The 16,344-nt window shown below is 70.7% G+C and carries 14 protein-coding genes; 9 read left to right on the top strand and 5 right to left on the bottom strand.

Annotated elements, in window-relative coordinates; all coding sequences use genetic code 11:
• The first annotated feature begins 120 nt into the window (after positions 1 to 120).
• From ABD810_RS34100 to ABD810_RS34075, 6 genes are all read left to right on the top strand, one after another.
• Positions 121 to 1,371, top strand: coding sequence for a Wzz/FepE/Etk N-terminal domain-containing protein (locus tag ABD810_RS34100; RefSeq protein WP_344950474.1), 1,251 nt, complete (start codon positions 121 to 123; stop codon positions 1,369 to 1,371).
• Positions 1,368 to 2,879, top strand: a complete 1,512-nt coding sequence (locus ABD810_RS34095; RefSeq protein WP_344950472.1) for an O-antigen ligase family protein — start codon at positions 1,368 to 1,370, stop codon at positions 2,877 to 2,879. Before ABD810_RS34100 ends, ABD810_RS34095 begins: the two co-directional genes overlap by 4 nt.
• Complete coding sequence (locus tag ABD810_RS34090; protein ID WP_344950469.1) at positions 2,876 to 4,045, top strand: hypothetical protein; 1,170 nt, start codon at positions 2,876 to 2,878, stop codon at positions 4,043 to 4,045. Before ABD810_RS34095 ends, ABD810_RS34090 begins: the two co-directional genes overlap by 4 nt.
• An 8-nt stretch (positions 4,046 to 4,053) precedes the next feature.
• Entirely contained in the window at positions 4,054 to 4,899 is an 846-nt protein-coding gene (locus tag ABD810_RS34085) for a sulfotransferase domain-containing protein (RefSeq protein WP_344950466.1), read from the top strand.
• Between the two features lie 191 nt (positions 4,900 to 5,090).
• Positions 5,091 to 6,437 (top strand): lipopolysaccharide biosynthesis protein, encoded by a 1,347-nt coding sequence (locus ABD810_RS34080; protein ID WP_344950464.1) that lies wholly within the window; start codon positions 5,091 to 5,093, stop codon positions 6,435 to 6,437.
• A 139-nt stretch (positions 6,438 to 6,576) separates the two neighbouring features.
• A complete protein-coding gene (locus ABD810_RS34075; RefSeq protein ID WP_344950461.1) occupies positions 6,577 to 7,485 on the top strand; it encodes a sulfotransferase in 909 nt (302 codons plus the stop codon).
• Between the two features lie 51 nt (positions 7,486 to 7,536).
• On the opposite strand, the gene ABD810_RS34070 is transcribed toward ABD810_RS34075, so the two are convergent.
• From ABD810_RS34070 to ABD810_RS34060, 3 genes are all read right to left on the bottom strand, one after another.
• A complete protein-coding gene (locus ABD810_RS34070) occupies positions 7,537 to 8,250 on the bottom strand; it encodes a WecB/TagA/CpsF family glycosyltransferase (protein WP_344950458.1) in 714 nt (237 codons plus the stop codon).
• 143 nt (positions 8,251 to 8,393) lie between these two features.
• Positions 8,394 to 9,386, bottom strand: a complete 993-nt coding sequence (locus tag ABD810_RS34065) for a glycosyltransferase (protein ID WP_344950455.1) — start codon at positions 9,384 to 9,386, stop codon at positions 8,394 to 8,396.
• Complete coding sequence (locus ABD810_RS34060) at positions 9,383 to 10,414, bottom strand: sulfotransferase family protein (protein ID WP_344950452.1); 1,032 nt, start codon at positions 10,412 to 10,414, stop codon at positions 9,383 to 9,385. The genes ABD810_RS34065 and ABD810_RS34060 overlap by 4 nt, the downstream gene beginning before the upstream one ends.
• Positions 10,415 to 10,732: 318 nt before the next feature.
• On the opposite strand from ABD810_RS34060, the gene ABD810_RS34055 reads away from it, so the two are divergent.
• A complete protein-coding gene (locus tag ABD810_RS34055; RefSeq protein ID WP_344950450.1) occupies positions 10,733 to 11,377 on the top strand; it encodes a M15 family metallopeptidase in 645 nt (214 codons plus the stop codon).
• Between the two features lie 68 nt (positions 11,378 to 11,445).
• Entirely contained in the window at positions 11,446 to 14,454 is a 3,009-nt protein-coding gene (locus tag ABD810_RS34050) for an AfsR/SARP family transcriptional regulator (protein WP_344950448.1), read from the top strand.
• 172 nt (positions 14,455 to 14,626) lie between these two features.
• Here the strand turns inward: ABD810_RS34050 and ABD810_RS34045 are convergent, their stop codons facing one another.
• Together ABD810_RS34045 and ABD810_RS34040 are read right to left on the bottom strand one after the other, a co-directional pair.
• Complete coding sequence (locus ABD810_RS34045) at positions 14,627 to 15,121, bottom strand: GNAT family N-acetyltransferase (RefSeq protein ID WP_344950445.1); 495 nt, start codon at positions 15,119 to 15,121, stop codon at positions 14,627 to 14,629.
• Between the two features lie 86 nt (positions 15,122 to 15,207).
• On the bottom strand, positions 15,208 to 15,657 hold the full coding sequence (locus ABD810_RS34040; RefSeq protein WP_344950442.1) for a MarR family transcriptional regulator: 450 nt from the start codon (positions 15,655 to 15,657) through the stop codon (positions 15,208 to 15,210).
• 72 nt (positions 15,658 to 15,729) lie between these two features.
• Here ABD810_RS34040 and ABD810_RS34035 point away from each other — a divergent pair, with 72 nt between their 5' ends.
• Positions 15,730 to 16,287 (top strand): GNAT family N-acetyltransferase, encoded by a 558-nt coding sequence (locus ABD810_RS34035; RefSeq protein ID WP_344950439.1) that lies wholly within the window; start codon positions 15,730 to 15,732, stop codon positions 16,285 to 16,287.
• Positions 16,288 to 16,344: the final 57 nt, after the last annotated feature.

The raw sequence follows: 16,344 nt of genomic DNA, 5'->3' as shown, positions 1-16,344 counted from the left end.
GGGTTGTGCCTATAGTTCTTTGGATCTGTTCCTGGAGTATCCCTTCGTCGCGGGCCACTCCGAGAAACAACGAGGGGCAGATATGCATGACAACTCCGCACCGAGAGGCCTGCCGTTTCCATGAGCCATCCGGCGTCCTCAGTCCCCGGCCCCGCCACCGGGCGGGAGCTCGCCGAGTTCGGCTCGATGCTGCTGCGCCGCCGGGTCGCGCTCGCCGGCTTCCTGCTCGCCGGCGTCTGCTTCGGCGGCATCGTGCTCGCCACGACCCCGCCGTCCTACACGGCGACCGCCGAAGTGCTCGTCTCTCCGACGGGCGTGCAGGACCAGACCAACCAGACCACCCCGCGCCAGCGCGAACCGCTCAACCTCGACACCGAGGCCCAGATCGCCCGCTCCGCCGTGGTCGCCTCCCGGGCCGCGCGCACCCTCAAGGTCAAGGACCCCGACACGCTCAGAGACCAAGTGACGGTCACCGTGCCGCCCAACTCGGCGGTGCTGGCCGTGTCCTACACCGCCGGCGACCCCGTCACCGCCGCCGGCGGCGCCCAGGCGTTCGCCAAGGCCTACCTCGCCAACCGCCAGGCGACGGCCACGCGGGTGCTCGGCGCCCAGCTCAAGGCGCTGACCGGGAAGCTCCGCGAGGTCGACACCGCACTGGCGACCACCGTGGCAGGCCTGCCGCGCATGGCGCCCGGCTCAGCGGCCCGCACTATCGCCACCCAGCGGCAGAACGTCCTGAGCAGGCAGATCTACAACCTCACCCTGAAGTACGACGCCCTCAAGACCGTCGCGGTCACCCCGGGCGCCGTCATCAGCGACGCCCGCCCGCCCACCTCGCCCTCCGCGCCGAGCCCGCCGCTCTACCTCGGCAGCGGGCTGTTCCTCGGCCTGCTCGCCGGAGCCGGAGCCGCCATGGTCCGCGATCGTTTCGACACGCGGCTCAGGACCGCCGCCGACGTCGAGCGGCTCACCGGGCTCCCTGTGCTGTGCGAGGGCGAGAACGCCCGCGAGCTGCGCGAGCTGGCCATCGCCGTCGCGCGGCACCTGCGAGACGGCGGCGAACTCCTCGTCCGCGGCGTGTCACCCGAGACCGACCCCGAGCCCATCGCCGACGACCTGCGCGTGGCGCTGACCGGGCTCGCGCCGATCTGGGTTCGCACCGACCAGGCGGCGCACGCCGACGCGGCCCTGCTGGTGGTCGAGAGCCACGCGGCCCGATCCAAGCAGCTCGCCCAGGTGGTGCGGCAGCTCCGGCGTACGGACACGGCGGCGCTCGGGGTGATCCTGCTGCCCTCCCCCGCCATGCTGCCCCGAGGCGACTCCTATCCAGGCCACCGTCATCCGAACGACCCCGCGGCACGGGCCTCGTGAGGCTGCCCGCCCCCGCCACCTGGCCGATCGCCGCCTTCCTCGTCGGATACCCCCTCTGGTGGGCCCTCGGCTTCGGCGGTCTTTCGATCATCGTCGTCGCGTGTCCTATGGCGGTCGTGCTCTGGCGACGCCGGCCGATCACCGTCCCCAAGGGCATGGGCCTGTGGATGCTGCTGATCGCGGGATATCTCGTGAGCGGGCTCATGCTGGCCGACACGCCTCCCGGCACGTACGGCGAGCTCGGCACCGGCCGCGTCCTCGGCTACGTCATGCGGCTCGCCCTCTACCTCGCCCTGCTGGTCATGGTGCTCTACCTGGGCAACCTGACCGCCGAGGAGCTGCCGCAGCGCACCTTGGTCCGCATGCTCGGCGTGCTGTTCGTCACGACCGTGGCCGGAGGACTGCTCGGCGTGCTGGCGCCGTCGTTCGAGTTCACCTCGCCGGTGGAGATGCTCCTGCCGGAGTGGATCAGCGGCAACTCCTTCGTACGGAACCTGATCCATCCGACGGCGGCCCAGATGCAGCACGTCCTCGGGCACGCCTCGCCCCGCCCGGAGGCCCCCTTCGAGTGGGCCAACGCGTGGGGGAGCAACGTCTCGGTGCTGCTCGTCTGGTTCGTCGTCGGCTGGTGGAGCTATGGCGGGATGGTGCGCCGGCTCCTGTGCGTGGTGCTCGCCGGGGTGGCGACGATCCCGATCGTCTACTCGCTCAACCGCGGCCTGTGGATCGGCCTGGCCGTCGCCGTTGGGTACGTCCTCGTGCGTGCGCGCCCGCGCACAGGGCCGATGATCGGCGCGGCGATCGCGGCGGTGGCGCTGGTGTTCGCGGCCGGGCCGCTGACCGCCATCGTCGGCCAGCGTCTCGACAACCCGCACAGCAACCGCATCAGGACCTTCACCGTCACGAGCACGCTGGAGGCGGCCGCCCACTCGCCGGTCATCGGGTACGGCAACACCCGCAACGCTTTCGGCAACTACCAGACGATCACCACGGGGAAGACGGGGTGGTGCGCGGAGTGCGGCCATCCGCCGCTCGGGAGCGACGGCCAGTTATGGCTGCTCCTGATCACTCAGGGCTTCACCGGGGCGCTGCTGTATGTCGCGTTCTTCACGGGCGCGATCCGCCGCCACTGGCGCGACCGCACCCCGATCGGCCAGGCCGGAACGCTCGTCATGATCCTCGTGCTGCTCTACATGTTCGTCTACGACGGCCTGGTGACCGCACTGAGCCTCTACCTGATCTCCTTCGCCCTGCTCTGGCGCAATGCCCAGGACGCCACCGCCTCGAAGGAGGGCACCGCCACTCCGCTCACCAGGGTCGCCCCCTCAGGGACCGGGACCACCACCTCTAGGGCCGGCGTCGCCACTTCAGGGACCGGCGTGGCCGCCTCAAGGGCCGGCGTCGCCACGTCAGGGACCGGCGTAGCCGCCTCAAGGGCCGGCGTCGCCACCTCAAGGGGCCGCGCCACGACAGCGGTGACCGGCGCGATGGCGCGGGTGTGGCCGTGAGGGACTTCCAGGCGCGACTCCGCTACCTCGACGAGGTGATCACATTGCTCTACCCCCCTCCGTCCTCGCCGGAGCCTCCGGCGAAGCGCCCCGCAGGCGCCGCGTACGCCCTGGTGCCGAGCAGGTTCATGCCTCGCCGGCTGGCTCCCCGCGCCCGCTGGCTGCCGGGACGGCGGCGCCTGCCCCAGGGGCCCGGCACGATCGAGGCCCACCTCGGCGAGGTGTTCGGGCAGCCGGTCAGGGCCACCGCGCACGTACGGCCGGCCAGGCGCGCCAACCGCAAACCCATCCTGGAGATCCACGGCTCCTCCGGAGAGTTGCTCGCCTTCGTCAAGATCGGCGAGTCCGAGCGCTCACGGGAACTGGTCCGGCACGAGGCCGCGGTCCTGCGCCTGCTCGCGGCCACGTCCCTGAAGGCGATCGTGGTCCCCACGGTTCTGCATGACGGGGTGTGGAACGGGCTGGAGGTGCTGGCCCTCTCCCCCCTGCCCGTACGCCGCGGCCGGATCCGCCCATCCCTGCTCCACCAGGCCGTCCAAGAGATCGCCACACTCGACTTGGCACCGGCCGACCACACGGAACCGGCCCTGCGGTCGACCGCTGATCCGTCCCCGGCGCCCGCACCTCTCCACACCGCGACCGGCCACCACGACAGACGCGCCGGGCACGGCGGGCACAGTGACCAGAGCGGGCACGGCGGGCACAGCGGGCACCGCGACCAGAGAGGGCACGGGCACGGCGGGCACGGCCAGCACGGTGACCAGAGCGGGCACGGTGGGCACGGTGACCAGAGCGGGCACGGTGGGTCGTATGCCTGGCACGGGGACTTCTCTCCGTGGAACATGGCACCCTCCCCGGACGGCCGCCTTCTGGTGTGGGACTGGGAGCGGTTCGCCACCGGCGTGCCCCTGGGCTTCGACGCCCTCCACCACTTCTTCCAGCGGGCGCTACGCCGCATGCCTCCCCGCCTCGCCGCCGAGGCGTGCCTGGCGCAGGCCGTACGGACGCTCGCGCCCTTCGGATCGTCGGCGGGCGAGTCGCGCGAGACGGCCGTCCGCTACCTGATCGCCTTGGCCGGCCGGTATGAGAGGGACGGCCACCATCCGCTCGGGCCCGCGTCCGAGTGGCTCAATCCTCTTGCCGACCACCTGGAGGTCCTGCTGTGAACCGCACCATGAAGAGATCCGCCCACGCCGTCTCCCATACGGCCGGGCGGCTGACCGTCAGCGGGCGTCTGCTGCCGTCCTTCCTGATCGTCGGAGCGCAGCGGTGCGGCACGACGTCGCTGTATCGCGCCCTGGCCCAGCATCCGCTCGTGCTCAAGCCGGTGCTCCGCAAGGGTGTCCACTACTTCGACGCGGCGTACGGGAAAGGGCTGTCGTGGTATCGCGCGCACTTCCCGCTGAAGGCCACCGCTCATCGCCTGGAGCGCAGGTACGGCATCCGCCCCCTGGCCTTCGAGTCCTCGCCCTACTACCTGTTCCACCCGCTGGCCGGGCCCCGGATCGCGCGTGACCTGCCTGGAGTGAAGCTGATCGTGCTGGTCCGCGACCCGGTCGAGCGCGCGTACTCCGCCCACGCGCACGAGGTGGCACGCGGATTCGAGACCGAGCCGTCGTTCGAGGCCGCCGTCGAGCTGGAACCCCACCGGCTCGCCGGGGAGACGGAGCGGCTGTGCCGGCAGCCGTACCTGGTCAGCCACGCCCACCGGCACCACGCCTACGTCACCCGCGGCCAGTACGCCGAGCAGCTCGCACGGCTCGAACCGCTGGTCGGCACGGGCCGGATGCTGGTGATCGACAGCGGCCGGTTCTTCACCTCGCCCGAGCCCGTGTACGACCAGGTGCTGGAGTTCCTCGGGTTGCCCCGCCTCGGCGATCCGGTCTTCGAGCGGCACAACGCGCGGCCACGCCCGTCGGAGATGCCTGAGTCACTGCGGCACGCTCTGTCAGACCACTTCGATCCCTGGGACCGCGAGCTCGAACCCTGGCTCGGCGGCACGCCGTCATGGCGCCGCTGACCGACGACGGCACGACCCCACCCGCCGGGGGGCCGACGCAGTCGAACGCAGCCGTGGCATCGCGGGACGAAAGCGGCACGGCTCCACCCCCAGTACCGGCCGGCGCAGCCGTGGCGTCGCCGGACGAAAGCGGCACGGCTCCACCGCCGGCACCGGCCGGCGCAGACATGGCGTCGCCGGACGAGAGCGGCATGGCTCGACCGGTCAGGGGAGGCATGGCGGAGCTGGCCAGAGGGGGCATGGCCGGGCTCGTCGGGGCGGGGGTCAGTGCGGGGTCGCAGTTCCTCATCGTGGTGGCCGTGACCCGTGGGCTCGATGCCGGCACGGCCGGCGCCTTCTTCACGGCCACGACGCTCTGCCTGATGATCGCGGGGATTCTCCGCCTGGACTGCGGCAACGGTCTGATCTACTTCATCGCCCGGTCCCGGGAGCGCACATACCACGACATATCCAGGTATTTCCAGGTCGCGCTGGCCCCGGTGATCATGTTGTCCACCGCCACGGCGGTCGTCGTGTTCGTCTGGGGGGACACGATCACGACGGCACTGATCTCCGGCCCGGCCGCTGCCGCGCTCGGCCCGGCACTCCACACGCTGGCCGTCGCGCTTCCCGTCATCGCCTGCGCCGACGTGCTGATCTCCGCCACGCGGGGCTTCGGCGTGATGCGCCCCACCGCGCTGCTCGGCGGGGTGCTCCAACCCGGGGCACAGCTCGTGCTGGTAGGGACCGTGGCCTCCACCGGGGTCGCCGCGAGTCTCGGATGGGTCCTCCCTGCCGCCTGGGCCGTGCCCGCTCTGCCCGTGCTGGTGCTGGCCGCGATCTGGTTACGCCGGCGCGTGCCCTCGGGGCCGTACATCCCGGGAACGGCACGGGAGTTCTGGCGCCACACGGCGCCCCGCGCCCTGGGCGGCGCGGTCCAGGCCGTGTTCCAGAGGCTCGACATCGTGATCGTGGCCGTGCTCGCCGGGCCGGAGGAAGCCGCCCTGTACACCGCCGCCACCCGCTTCAAGGTGGTCGGCCAGCTGATCAACCAGGGGCTCGCCCAGGCCGTGCAACCCCGGCTGGTCCGCGCCATGGCCGAAGGCGACCTTCCCCTCGCCCGCCGGATCTACCAGGCGGCCACGATGTGGCTGGTCGTCCTGACCTGGCCGGTGTGGCTCGGGTACGCCGCGCTCGCGCCGTGGCTGCTCGGGGTTTTCGGCGAGCGCTACTCCGATGGGGCGACGGTCGCGGCCGTACTCGCCGTCACCATGATGGCGGCGACCGCATGCGGCATGGTCGACGTCGTGCTCATCGCCGCCGGGCACACCACCTCCAGCATGATGAACATCCTCGGCGCGATCGCGGTGACCGTCGCCCTCGATGTCGCCTTGGTCCCCTCCCACGGCGCGCTCGGCGCCGCGCTGGGCTGGTCGGGTGGGGTCCTGGCCAAGAACCTGCTCCCCCTGCTCCAGATCGCCCGCCTGTACGACCTACGGCCCTTCGGCGCCCACAGCCTCCCGTCCCTGCGCCCGTGGCACGCCAGAGATGCGACATGAGCGCCACAGCCATCCCCGCGCCCGTGGCACGCCGGAGAGGCCACATAGACGGCACAACCATCCCCACGCCCGTGGCGCGCCGGAGAGGCGACATGAGCGGCGCGGCCGTCACTGGCCCGCCGTGTGCCGGGGAGGCCGTATGAAGGGCGCGCCCATCCTGGTCACCGGGCTTCCGAGGAGCGGCACGAGCTGGGCCGGCAAGATGCTCGCCGCCGGTGGCGAGGTGGTGTACGTGAACGAGCCGCTCAACCCTCAGCGCCCGCCCGGCCGGTCCCCCGGGGTGCTGAACGCCACCGTCGGCCACCGGTTCCAGTACATCTGCCGCGACGACGAGGATCCGTGGCTGCGGGCCTTCACCGACACCGTGGCCCTCCGCTACCGGTACGCCGCCGAGCTGCGCCGCAACCGCTCGCCCGGCGATCTGGCCCGCCTCGTGAGAAACGGCTGCGCCTTCGCTCTGGGCAGGCTGCATGATCGCAGGACACTGCTGGACGATCCGTTCGCGCTGTTCTCGGCGGGCTGGTTCGCCGAACGTCTGGGTTGCCGCGTGGTCGTGCTGATCCGCGACCCGGTGTCGTTCGTGGCGAGCTGGCAGCGGCTCGGCTGGACCGTCTACTTCCACGAACTGCTCGAACAGCCGCTGCTACTCCGCGATCACCCCTGCGTCGAGAGCCTGCGCCCGCTCGTCGGCTCCCAGGACCGCGTGGCCAAGGCCGCCGCCCTGTGGCGCGTCGGCCGCACCGTCGCCGAGTGCCTGGCCGGCCGCCATCCGGCAATCCGCCTGGTCACGTACGAGGACCTCGCCACCGATCCGATCAGCGGGTACCAGGACCTGTACGCCTGGTGCGGGCTGACCTGGTCCCCGCGAGCCGCGCGCCGCATCGCGCGAGCCTGCACCACGACAGCCGGTACGACCGACGGCGGCTTCACCTGGACCGGCCTGTCACGCACGGCCTACCGACCCATGGACTCACGCCAGGCCCTCACCCGCCACCACGACCGGCTCACCCCAGAGGAGATCACCCGGATACGCGAACTGTCACAGTGATCGTTTCCAGTAATGGCGATCACTCAGGGCAAGAGTCGGCGCTGATCGTTTCTAGCGGTCTCTCTTGATCAGGCGCTTCAGGTAGCAGGTGGTGAGCAGGCGCAGGGCGAAGGGCAGGTCGTCGACGAGGTAGCGGCGCGCGAGCCTGCCGGGCTCGCCGGCCAGGCGGAACAGCCATTCGAGGCCGGAGCGTCGCATCCACTCGGGCGCCCGGCGCACCGACCCGGCGGTGAAGGCGATCGCCGAGCCGCAGCCGACGAACCAGGCACCGGGCAGGTCGGCGCGGAGAGCGGCGATCAGGCGATCCTGCTTGGGGAACCCCAGCCCCACGAAGACCAACCGGGGAGCCGCCGCCCGCAGCGATTCCCGTACGGCCGCGAGCCCCTCGGCCGTGGTGTCGAAGCCGTATGGTGGGGCCGCCACCCCGGCGACACGCAGGCCGGGATAGCGATCGGACAGCACCTCGGCGGCCCGGACCGCCACGCCCGGCGGCCCACCGAGAAGGTAGATCGACAGGCCCTTCGCCGCCGCCGCCTCCGACAGCGACCAGATCAGGTCGGCGCCGGTGATGCGCTCGGGGACGGGCGTGCCGAGCAACGCGGATGCCCACACCAGCGGCATGCCGTCGGGAACGGCGATGTCGGCCCCCTCCACGAGCGCGCGCACTTCCGGATCGCGGGAGCAGGCGCGGCAGATGTCGACGTTGGGGGTGACGACGTGCCCGCCTTCCCCCCGTTCGAGAGCGGCGACGACGCGACCCACCACCTGCCCCTCCGTAAGGGCATCGACCGCAACCCCCGCGACCGTGACCCGGGTGCGACTCCAAGCCGCAGCGACGCCCGAGGCCAAGGGGCTCTCGGTGGTCGCGGGTGCGGCGTCCTCGCGGCTCTGCGCGGTACGAGATGTCATCAGATGCCGCGCCCTCGGGTGTGCAGGGCGCTGACCACCACGTGTGCCGGGACGACGCCGAGTGCGACCGCCAAGGCGATGGGGACACGTGGCTCGCCCCAGCGGGCGGCGAACGCCCGAAGGGCCCAGCGGCCCGCCTCGCGGCGACGTCCCAGCGCGGCGTTGTGGAAGGCGAGTTGGCCGTAGATCCGGGCGGCGCCACGCGGATCGGCGGCCAGGTAGGGATGGCGGGCGAGCATCCATTCGAGGCCCGCGATGCGGTCGGCCCAGCGGGCCACGTAGGCGGACGCGCCCCAGCGGACCCGCACCAGCGGCCGGTCGACGTAGGCGAGGGGATGGCGCAACGCGGCACGAAGCGCCAGGTCCCAGTCTTCGTTCTGCCCGGCGGGGGCACTCTCGTCCGGCCAGATGGATCCGCGCCTGAACAGGAACGTGGAGGAGTGGACCATCACCATGCGGGAGCGGGTGAGATGGTGACTGGTCACCTGGCTGGTCCCGGCGAGACGGGTGACCCGCTGCGCGCCGTACTCGACCTCGATGGCGCAACCGGCGAACTCGGCCGCCGGGTCCGCGGCCAGCGCGGCGATCTGGGCGCTGAGCTTGCCGGGCAGCCACAGGTCGTCGTCGTCGCAGAAGGCCACCAGGTCGGTGTCGAGCGCCGCGATGCCGGTGTTGCGGGCTCCCGGCAGGCCGGGACTGAAGCGGTTGGCGAGCACGCGGACCCGTCCCGGTGCCGCCGCGACGGCCTCGGCCACCTGCGCCAGGACCGTGTCCACGTGGCCGCCGTCGACGACCACGACGACATCGACTCCCCCGGGATGTCGCTGGCCCAGCACCGCGAGCAGCGCGTCCCGAAGCAGGTCGGGGCGGTCTCCCCGGGTAGGAACGACCACGCCCACGGTGGGATGCGTCGGCACCCCGACGCGCGGACCTTCCCCGGCGCTGGACACCGGCCCCGTCCGGACGTCCGTCGATCCGGCGGCGAGGTTCATCGGCACTCCGAGGCGGGGACTCCGGTGGTGAGCCAGGGGGTGGGGGCGGCTTCGGGTGTTCGGCGGTCGCGGACGCGGTAGCCGTACTGGATCATCAAGGGCCAGGTCAGTGCCGTGACCAGCCATTTGTGGCGGTAGGACAGGCGGTCGCGCCAGGAGTCGTCCCTGGAGAGCTCCACCGGCCCGGCCCTGAACCGCATCGGATTGCCCGCGCAGGTGTGCGCCACCGAAAGCTCGGCCTGGCCGGGACGCAGGAACGTCAGCCCGCCACCCCCAGCGCCGCCGCCTCCTTCGCCGCCGCCCCCAGCGCTGGCGCCCCCTGCGACGTCGCGGTACCCGAGGCGGGCCAGCAGGGTGGACAGGACCGTGCGGGGGTCGGCCAGCAGGTCTTCGTACCGGATGCGGATGACGGATGCGCCCCGGCGGGCGAGCAACTCGAAGGCGAGGTTCTGCACCATCCAGTGGAGGGAGGTCCGGATGGGCCGCCATCGGGTCATGGCTGTGCCGTCCTCGGGACGTCTGACCCGGCGGCGCCAGGAGTAGGCGACCGCGCGGGGGTCACGCACCAGGTGGACGACGCTCAGATCGACCACCGGCGAGGTGCTGAGGCAGAACGCCAGGGAGGCGTGCTTGCTGGAGTCGACCACCACGGGGCACCCGGCGACCTGCGCCGCCGCCTCGTAGACCCGGGAGTAGGCGCGGGTGTACCCGCTGAGGCCGACGCGGCACTGCCGGCGGGCCAGGGCGGGGATGTGGCGGGTGCGGTCGATCCTGTGCCGCAGGGTCAGCACGCGGTCGGCCAGGCCGGGCGACCATCCGCCGAACGCCCGGATGCCCACCCTGCGCCAGAAAGGGCAGGTGGTGAACCGCTCTCCGCAACCGCACGGCTCGTGGGCGTTGACCCCGCGCTCCCACAGGTGAACGACCTCACCGAGGGGCGCGATGCCGGGGACCTCTCCGAGCAGCCGCTCCAGCAGGGTCGTCCCGCTGCGCCCCAGTCCACCTACGAAGACCACCCGAACAGCCACTGGCACGGACCCCCGACAAACAAGCCAACACGAAACGTGGTGACGATATCGCGCTCAGTAATCATCGCGTGCCGAAACAGTAAAGGATCTACCTGCCATGCCACCCGACGGACGCCCGGCACCCCGCGTATGGAGTCGAAGTCGGGAGTTCGGGGGTCCTCCGGTGCCGCACAGGGCCGGTGGGCCAAGTTCGCCCCCGCTCCGCCGTCGTACTCCATCGCTGTGGTCGGCGCGGGCCGCCGCGGCGTACAGATGGGCCGCCGTGGCGTACAGAAGAGCTGAAGGATTTTTCAAGCGGGTCCATGCAAATTGGACGCCATGGGAGAAATGGTGCTGCTGTCGGATTCGCGCATCGTCGCGACGCCATCGATCGAGTGTGGCGAGCCGCTTGTCGACCTGCGTGAGATCTCAGCGTTGCGGGTCGACGGCCGGTACGCCGCGCCGCAGGGCGACTACGCGCACCTGCGCGCCGGCGTCGTGGATCGTCTGGTGCTGGCACAGACGTTGCTGCCGTCCGAGTACAAGTTCCTCGTCATCGAGGGCTACCGGCCGATGGCTCTGCAGACGCACATCTTCGAGCAGTGTGTGGAACGGATGCGCCTGCAGTCACCGGACGCCGAGGAGGCCGAGTTGCGCCGCCTGGCCAGCCGATTCGTCTCACCGCCGGAGGTCGCCCCGCACGTGGCGGGGGCGGCTGTCGACCTCACGCTGAGCACTGTGGACGGCGTCGAGCTGTGGATGGGCTCGAAGGTCAACGACACCGACACGCCGGCCTGCTTCACCGCCGCGCACGACATCGGCGCCGACGCCCGCCTACGCCGCGACCTCATGGGACAGGCCTTGAACGGCGCCGGCCTGGTCAACTATCCGACCGAGTGGTGGCACTGGTCCTACGGTGACCGCTACTGGGCCTACAGCACGGGTGCCGCAGCCGCTCGTTACGGTCCGTTCATTCACCAATGAGGCGAGCTGTGGCACGCTGACAGGCAGTGCGTCGCGGCATCGACAGCGGTTCCTGACGGAGGCCACCGGTGTTGCAATTCCGATTACTCGGGCCGGTGGAGGTCGTCACCTCCACCGGACCAGTGGCCCTCGGCGGGCGTAAACCCCGGACGTTGCTGGTGACACTGCTGCTGTCGATCGGCAAGGTGGTCACCGCGAGCCGGCTGGTAGACGCCGTGTGGGGCGACGACCCGCCCGAGGCGGCACGAGGCCTGATCCAGACCTACGTGTCCATGCTGCGCAAAGCATTCGCCGAACACGGATACCCCGAGGTGATCGAGTCCCGCCACCGGGGTTACGTCATCGCAGCCGACGCCGGCACACTTGACGCCACGCTGTTCCAGCGGCTGAGCGCCGAAGCCAAGTCGCGGGCCGAGCGCGGTGACTTCGAACGGGCAAGCACGTTGTGGCGGCAGGCCGAGGCGCTGTGGCACGGACCGGCTCTCGACGGGCTGGACACCCATGCCGTCGAGGCACGGCACCTTCAACAGCTGAGGGTCTCGGCCGCCGAGGACCGCATGGCCGCCTGCCTCGCGTCCGGCGGGCTCGACCACGCCGACGAGCTGAGCCGGTTGGTCGACCTGCACCCTGCCAACGAACGGCTTCGGGGCCAGCTGATGATCACCCTTTACCGCCTCAACCGGCAGGCGGATGCCCTGGAATGCTTCCGCCAGGGCCGGCAGTTGCTCATCGACCAGATCGGGGTCGAGCCCGGCGCGGACCTGGCGTCGATCCACACCGCGATCCTGCGCAATGACCCGAAACTGCTGAAGGCCGCCGCCGCGGCGCCGCGCGAACAACCCCATCAGCCGGTGACCCCGGCCCAGTTGCCGTCGGCCCCCGCGGACTTCACCGGCCGTCGCGCCGAGCTGGACGCGCTCGCCACGGCACTGGGCGGCGGCGGCATTCAGGTGGTCTCCGGGCAGGGCGGCAGCGGCAAGACGGCTCTGGCGCTCAGCGCCGCGCATCGTACGGCACCGCGGTTCCCGGACGGGCAGCTCTTCGCCGAGCTGAGAGGCATGAGCCCATCCCCTGCTCCCGTGGGCGACGTGCTGGCGCGTTTCCTCAAGGCGCTGCATGTCGAAACCGAGCACCTGCCCGGCTCGGACGAGGAACGGGCGGAGCTTTACCGCAGCCTGGTGGCCAACCGGCGGATGCTGGTGGTGCTCGACGACGCCGCCGACGAGCGGCAGGTCCGCCCGCTGCTGCCCGGCGCCCCGGACAGCGCGGTGCTGGTGACGTCCCGTAACCGGCTTGCCTCCCTGCCCGGGGCGGCCCTGGTGGAGCTGACCATGCTGCCCGACCAGGAGGCTCACCAGCTGCTCGAACACATCGTCGGGCAGGAGCGGATCGCCGCCGATCCCGAGGCGGCCGCCCGGATCACCGCCGCCTGCGGCAACCTCCCCCTGGCGATCAGGGTGGCCGGCGGGCGCCTGGCCGCACGCCGCCGGCTTCCACTGGCCGTGCTGGCCGACCGGCTCTCCGACGAGCGCCGCCGCCTTGACGAGCTCAGCATCGGAGACCTCGCCGTCCGGTCCACCATCAGCCTGAGCTATCAGGCGTTGGACCCGCCTGCGCGAATGGCGCTGCGGCGCGTGGCCTACCTGGGCGTGCCCGACTTCTCGGCGTGGTCGGTCAGCTGGCTGATGGACGTCAGCCTGCCCGAGGCCGAAGACGCGCTGGAGCGGCTGGTCGACGAGCAACTGGTGGATTTCGCCGGCGTGGACGCGCTGGGCCGGCTTCGCTACCGGCGCCACGATCTGGTGGCCCTGTTCGGCCGCGAACGGGCCGAGCTGGAGGAGTCCGCCGAGGAGCTCTGCGCCGCGGTTTCGCGGGTACTCACACACTGGCTGGCCCTGGTGGAAAGCATCGCCGCCAAATCCCCACCGGCCGTGATCCGTTGGCGTCAGACGCCGGTCCCCGCGGTGACCCTTCCGGAGCCGGTCGTGGCACGGGTCCTCGCCGAACCTCAGCGCTGGCTGGACATCGAGGCCGCCGCTCTGGTCGTCGGGGTGGAACGAGCCGCCACGCTGGGACTGCACGAGCTGGCCTACCGGTTCACCTCCGCGCGCAAGCTGGTCGAGTTCGAAGGCGCCAACCGGTTCGAGTTCCGCGCCCGTATCATCAGCGCCGCGCTGGCGGCCTCCCGTCTCGCCGGCCATCGGTATGGCACCGCGACGATGCTGGCCGAGCTGGCCCAGCTCCGCTACGACCAGGACCTGTTCGCGGAGTCACGGCAGCACTTCGGTGAGGCGCTGAGCCTGTTCCGGGATCTGGGCGATGCCCACGGCCAGGCCACGGCGCTGGCCGGTCTGGGGATCGCCTGCCGTGAACCTGGACACCTGACCGAGGCCGTGCACTTTCTCGATCAGGCCGCGGCCCTGCTCGATGCGCTGGGCGACCGTGGCGGCGTCGGCTACGCCCGGCGGCTGTCCGGCTCGGTGCGCCTGGAACAGGGCGACTACCCCGGCGCCTACGCTGACCTGCAAGAGTCACTTGAGGCGTACCACAGCGTCGGCAGCCATCGCGGCGTGGCCTATGCGATGCGGAGCCTTGGTCTCTACTACCGTGCGCGGGGCGAATACGACGCGGCCCTTCAGAGTTTCGAGCGGGCCGCCGACACCTTCCGCAAGCTCGGTGACGTTGTGATGCACTCGTACGCGGTCCGGGCGCTGGCCAAGACGGAACTGCGCCTGGGCCGGCACGCCGAAGCGTTGGAGCGGCTGTCCTGGTCGCTGGGCGTGGTTCGCGCGGCACGGGACCGGTGGGGAGAGGCCTTGACGTTGCGTGTGCTCGGTCAGGCGCACCTGGTCTGCGGTCGTCTCTGCGAGGCCGAAAGCTGCCTGCTGGAGTCTCTGGCTCTGTGGGACACCATGCAGACGCCGCTGTGGCGGGCACGCACGCTTCATGATCTGGCGCTACTGTACCGGCGCCGCGGGGAACACGAGCGGGCGGAGGCCGCCGATGCGGAGGCGCGCAAGACCTTCCAAGACCTCGGAGCGCGGGAGTTCCACGAACTCTTCGAACCTCCGGCCTGAGCTGTCCACAGCCTGTGGACAGGCGAGTGGGCACACATGCTCCTCCTCGTACGAAAGGTCGCCCCAGGCGATCAGCAGCAGGACCTCGCGGTCGCCCTCTGGACTCGGCGATCAGCTCCGAATCCAGGTCGTATCACGGCGATCTCCTGAATGGCCACAAAAGGGGAAGAAGCTAGTCAGAGGCCGTTGCAGAGTCACCGGACAGCCTGAGCAGGACGTAGTCGTGTTCGTCGTGCTCGATCTCCCCGGTGCGCTGGAAGCCGCATTTCTCCAGCAGTCGCACGGAGCCGGTGTTCCCGATGTAGGGATCGGCGTAGAGCGGGCGAGTCTTCTCCTGCCGCAGGAAGAGCGTCAGCGCCTCGGTGCCGATGCCTCGGCCCCAGAACCGGCGACCGAACCAGTATCCGATGAAGCGCCTTTCCTCCTTCCACCAGGACAGGAGGTGGCCCGCCGGCTCGCCGTCCACGACGACCGTCTGCACCAGGCCGGTGGGATTTCCAAGGATCTTCGTCTGCCAGTGGGTCATGAAGGCTTCTCGATCACGGGGAGTGAACTTGGACCGCCGGACCGCCTCGGGGTCGTGCTCCTGCTCGAGGAACACCTCCAGATCGGCTTGCTCGACGTTCCTCAGCCGCACATCGCTGCTCATGACGAACGAGTCTGGCACCAGGCACCGACAGTTCCGCGTGGCAAGATCATGCTGTGGGATCCGGTTGACCGACAAGCATGGTCGATGTCCACGAATCCGGCCCGTCACGCTGGCCCGCTCCGCAGCCGGCTCGCGTGACGCTTCTGGTTGTCCAGGGCGCACGACAGGAACCTTTCGATCAGTTCCAACTCAGGCAAGCTGAACTGGCGTAGTTCGGCCTGGGCATCGTCGACGATAGGTCCCCAGATTTCCGTGCTGAGCTGCTCGGCGCGTTCGGTCAGGTGGACGAGGACGCGGCGCCGGTCGCCGCCGTCGCGGACCCGTTGGGCCAGGCCGGCCCGCTCCAACCGGTCGATGACGGTCGTCGTGGCACCCCCGGTCAGCCCGGCGGCCGCCGCCAACTCGCTTGCGGTCAGCGCGCCTCGTGCGCTCAACCGGCTCAGACACCGCATGTCGGTGCGGTTGATGCCCAGGCGCCGGGCCGCCAGCTCGTCGATGAGATCGGTGGCGTCCTGGAGATCCTGCACGGCCCCGGTCAGGGCGCGGATCTTCATTTCCTTTGACAATCTAACCCTTAGAAAATTAGATTATTTCGACTCGTGAAGTTTAGACCTACGGAGGCGATCGTGCCACACCGCCACATCACCCTGCGCCCAGCGACAGCCGCCGACACTCCGGCCCTGCTCGCACTCATGGACTCGGTTCTCGAATGGCTCGTCGCGTGTGGCCGACCAGAACAGTGGGGAACAGTCCCGTTCTCCCAGATTCCGGGCTTCCCCGAGCGGGTCACCGACTGGGCGTCCCAGGGCGTCATCACACTCGCCGAGCGGAACGGCAAGTGTGTAGGGCTTCTCGCCCTGGCGCCGTTGGTCCCGCCACGCATCCCCACCGGCCTGGTTCCGGAGGGATCGATGTTCGTCCATACCGTCATGTCCGACCGTGGTCCCGACGGCCGGGACGTCGGTTCGACGCTCCTGGACGAAGCCGAGCACCGTGCCAGGACGCTGAAGGCTCCGGCGCTGGCCCTGGACCACTGGGCGGGAAGCTCTGAACTGGCCCGCGTCTACGACAGGCGGGGCTACGTCAAGGTGGCGGAATACGACGACGACCAAGGCGAGAACACCGTCCGCAACGCCGTACGTGTCCATCACCTCTCCGGTTCGCCGACCGGCGTCGGCATCTAGCCTGGTGATCCGTGCGAAATGAGGAGCCCTCCAGGTGGCGTGGCTGGAGGGCTCTGG

The organism is Sphaerisporangium flaviroseum (assembly GCF_039537005.1).
Classification (GTDB): Bacteria; Actinomycetota; Actinomycetes; order Streptosporangiales; family Streptosporangiaceae; genus Sphaerisporangium; species Sphaerisporangium flaviroseum.
Note: the sequence above shows the minus strand (reverse complement) of the source record. Positions and strands in the feature narration are given on the sequence as shown.

What these genes read in the sequence shown, in the direction of transcription:
- ABD810_RS34100 (WP_344950474.1), top strand. Translation starts at nt 121, where the DNA reads ATGAGCCATCCGGCGTCCTCAGTCCCCGGCCCCGCCACCGGGCGGGAG.
- ABD810_RS34075 (WP_344950461.1), top strand. Translation starts at nt 6,577, where the DNA reads ATGAAGGGCGCGCCCATCCTGGTCACCGGGCTTCCGAGGAGCGGCACG.
- ABD810_RS34080 (WP_344950464.1), top strand. Translation starts at nt 5,091, where the DNA reads ATGGCTCGACCGGTCAGGGGAGGCATGGCGGAGCTGGCCAGAGGGGGC.
- ABD810_RS34065 (WP_344950455.1), bottom strand. Translation starts at nt 9,386, where the DNA reads ATGAACCTCGCCGCCGGATCGACGGACGTCCGGACGGGGCCGGTGTCC.
- ABD810_RS34055 (WP_344950450.1), top strand. Translation starts at nt 10,733, where the DNA reads ATGGGAGAAATGGTGCTGCTGTCGGATTCGCGCATCGTCGCGACGCCA.
- ABD810_RS34040 (WP_344950442.1), bottom strand. Translation starts at nt 15,657, where the DNA reads ATGAAGATCCGCGCCCTGACCGGGGCCGTGCAGGATCTCCAGGACGCC.
- ABD810_RS34085 (WP_344950466.1), top strand. Translation starts at nt 4,054, where the DNA reads ATGAAGAGATCCGCCCACGCCGTCTCCCATACGGCCGGGCGGCTGACC.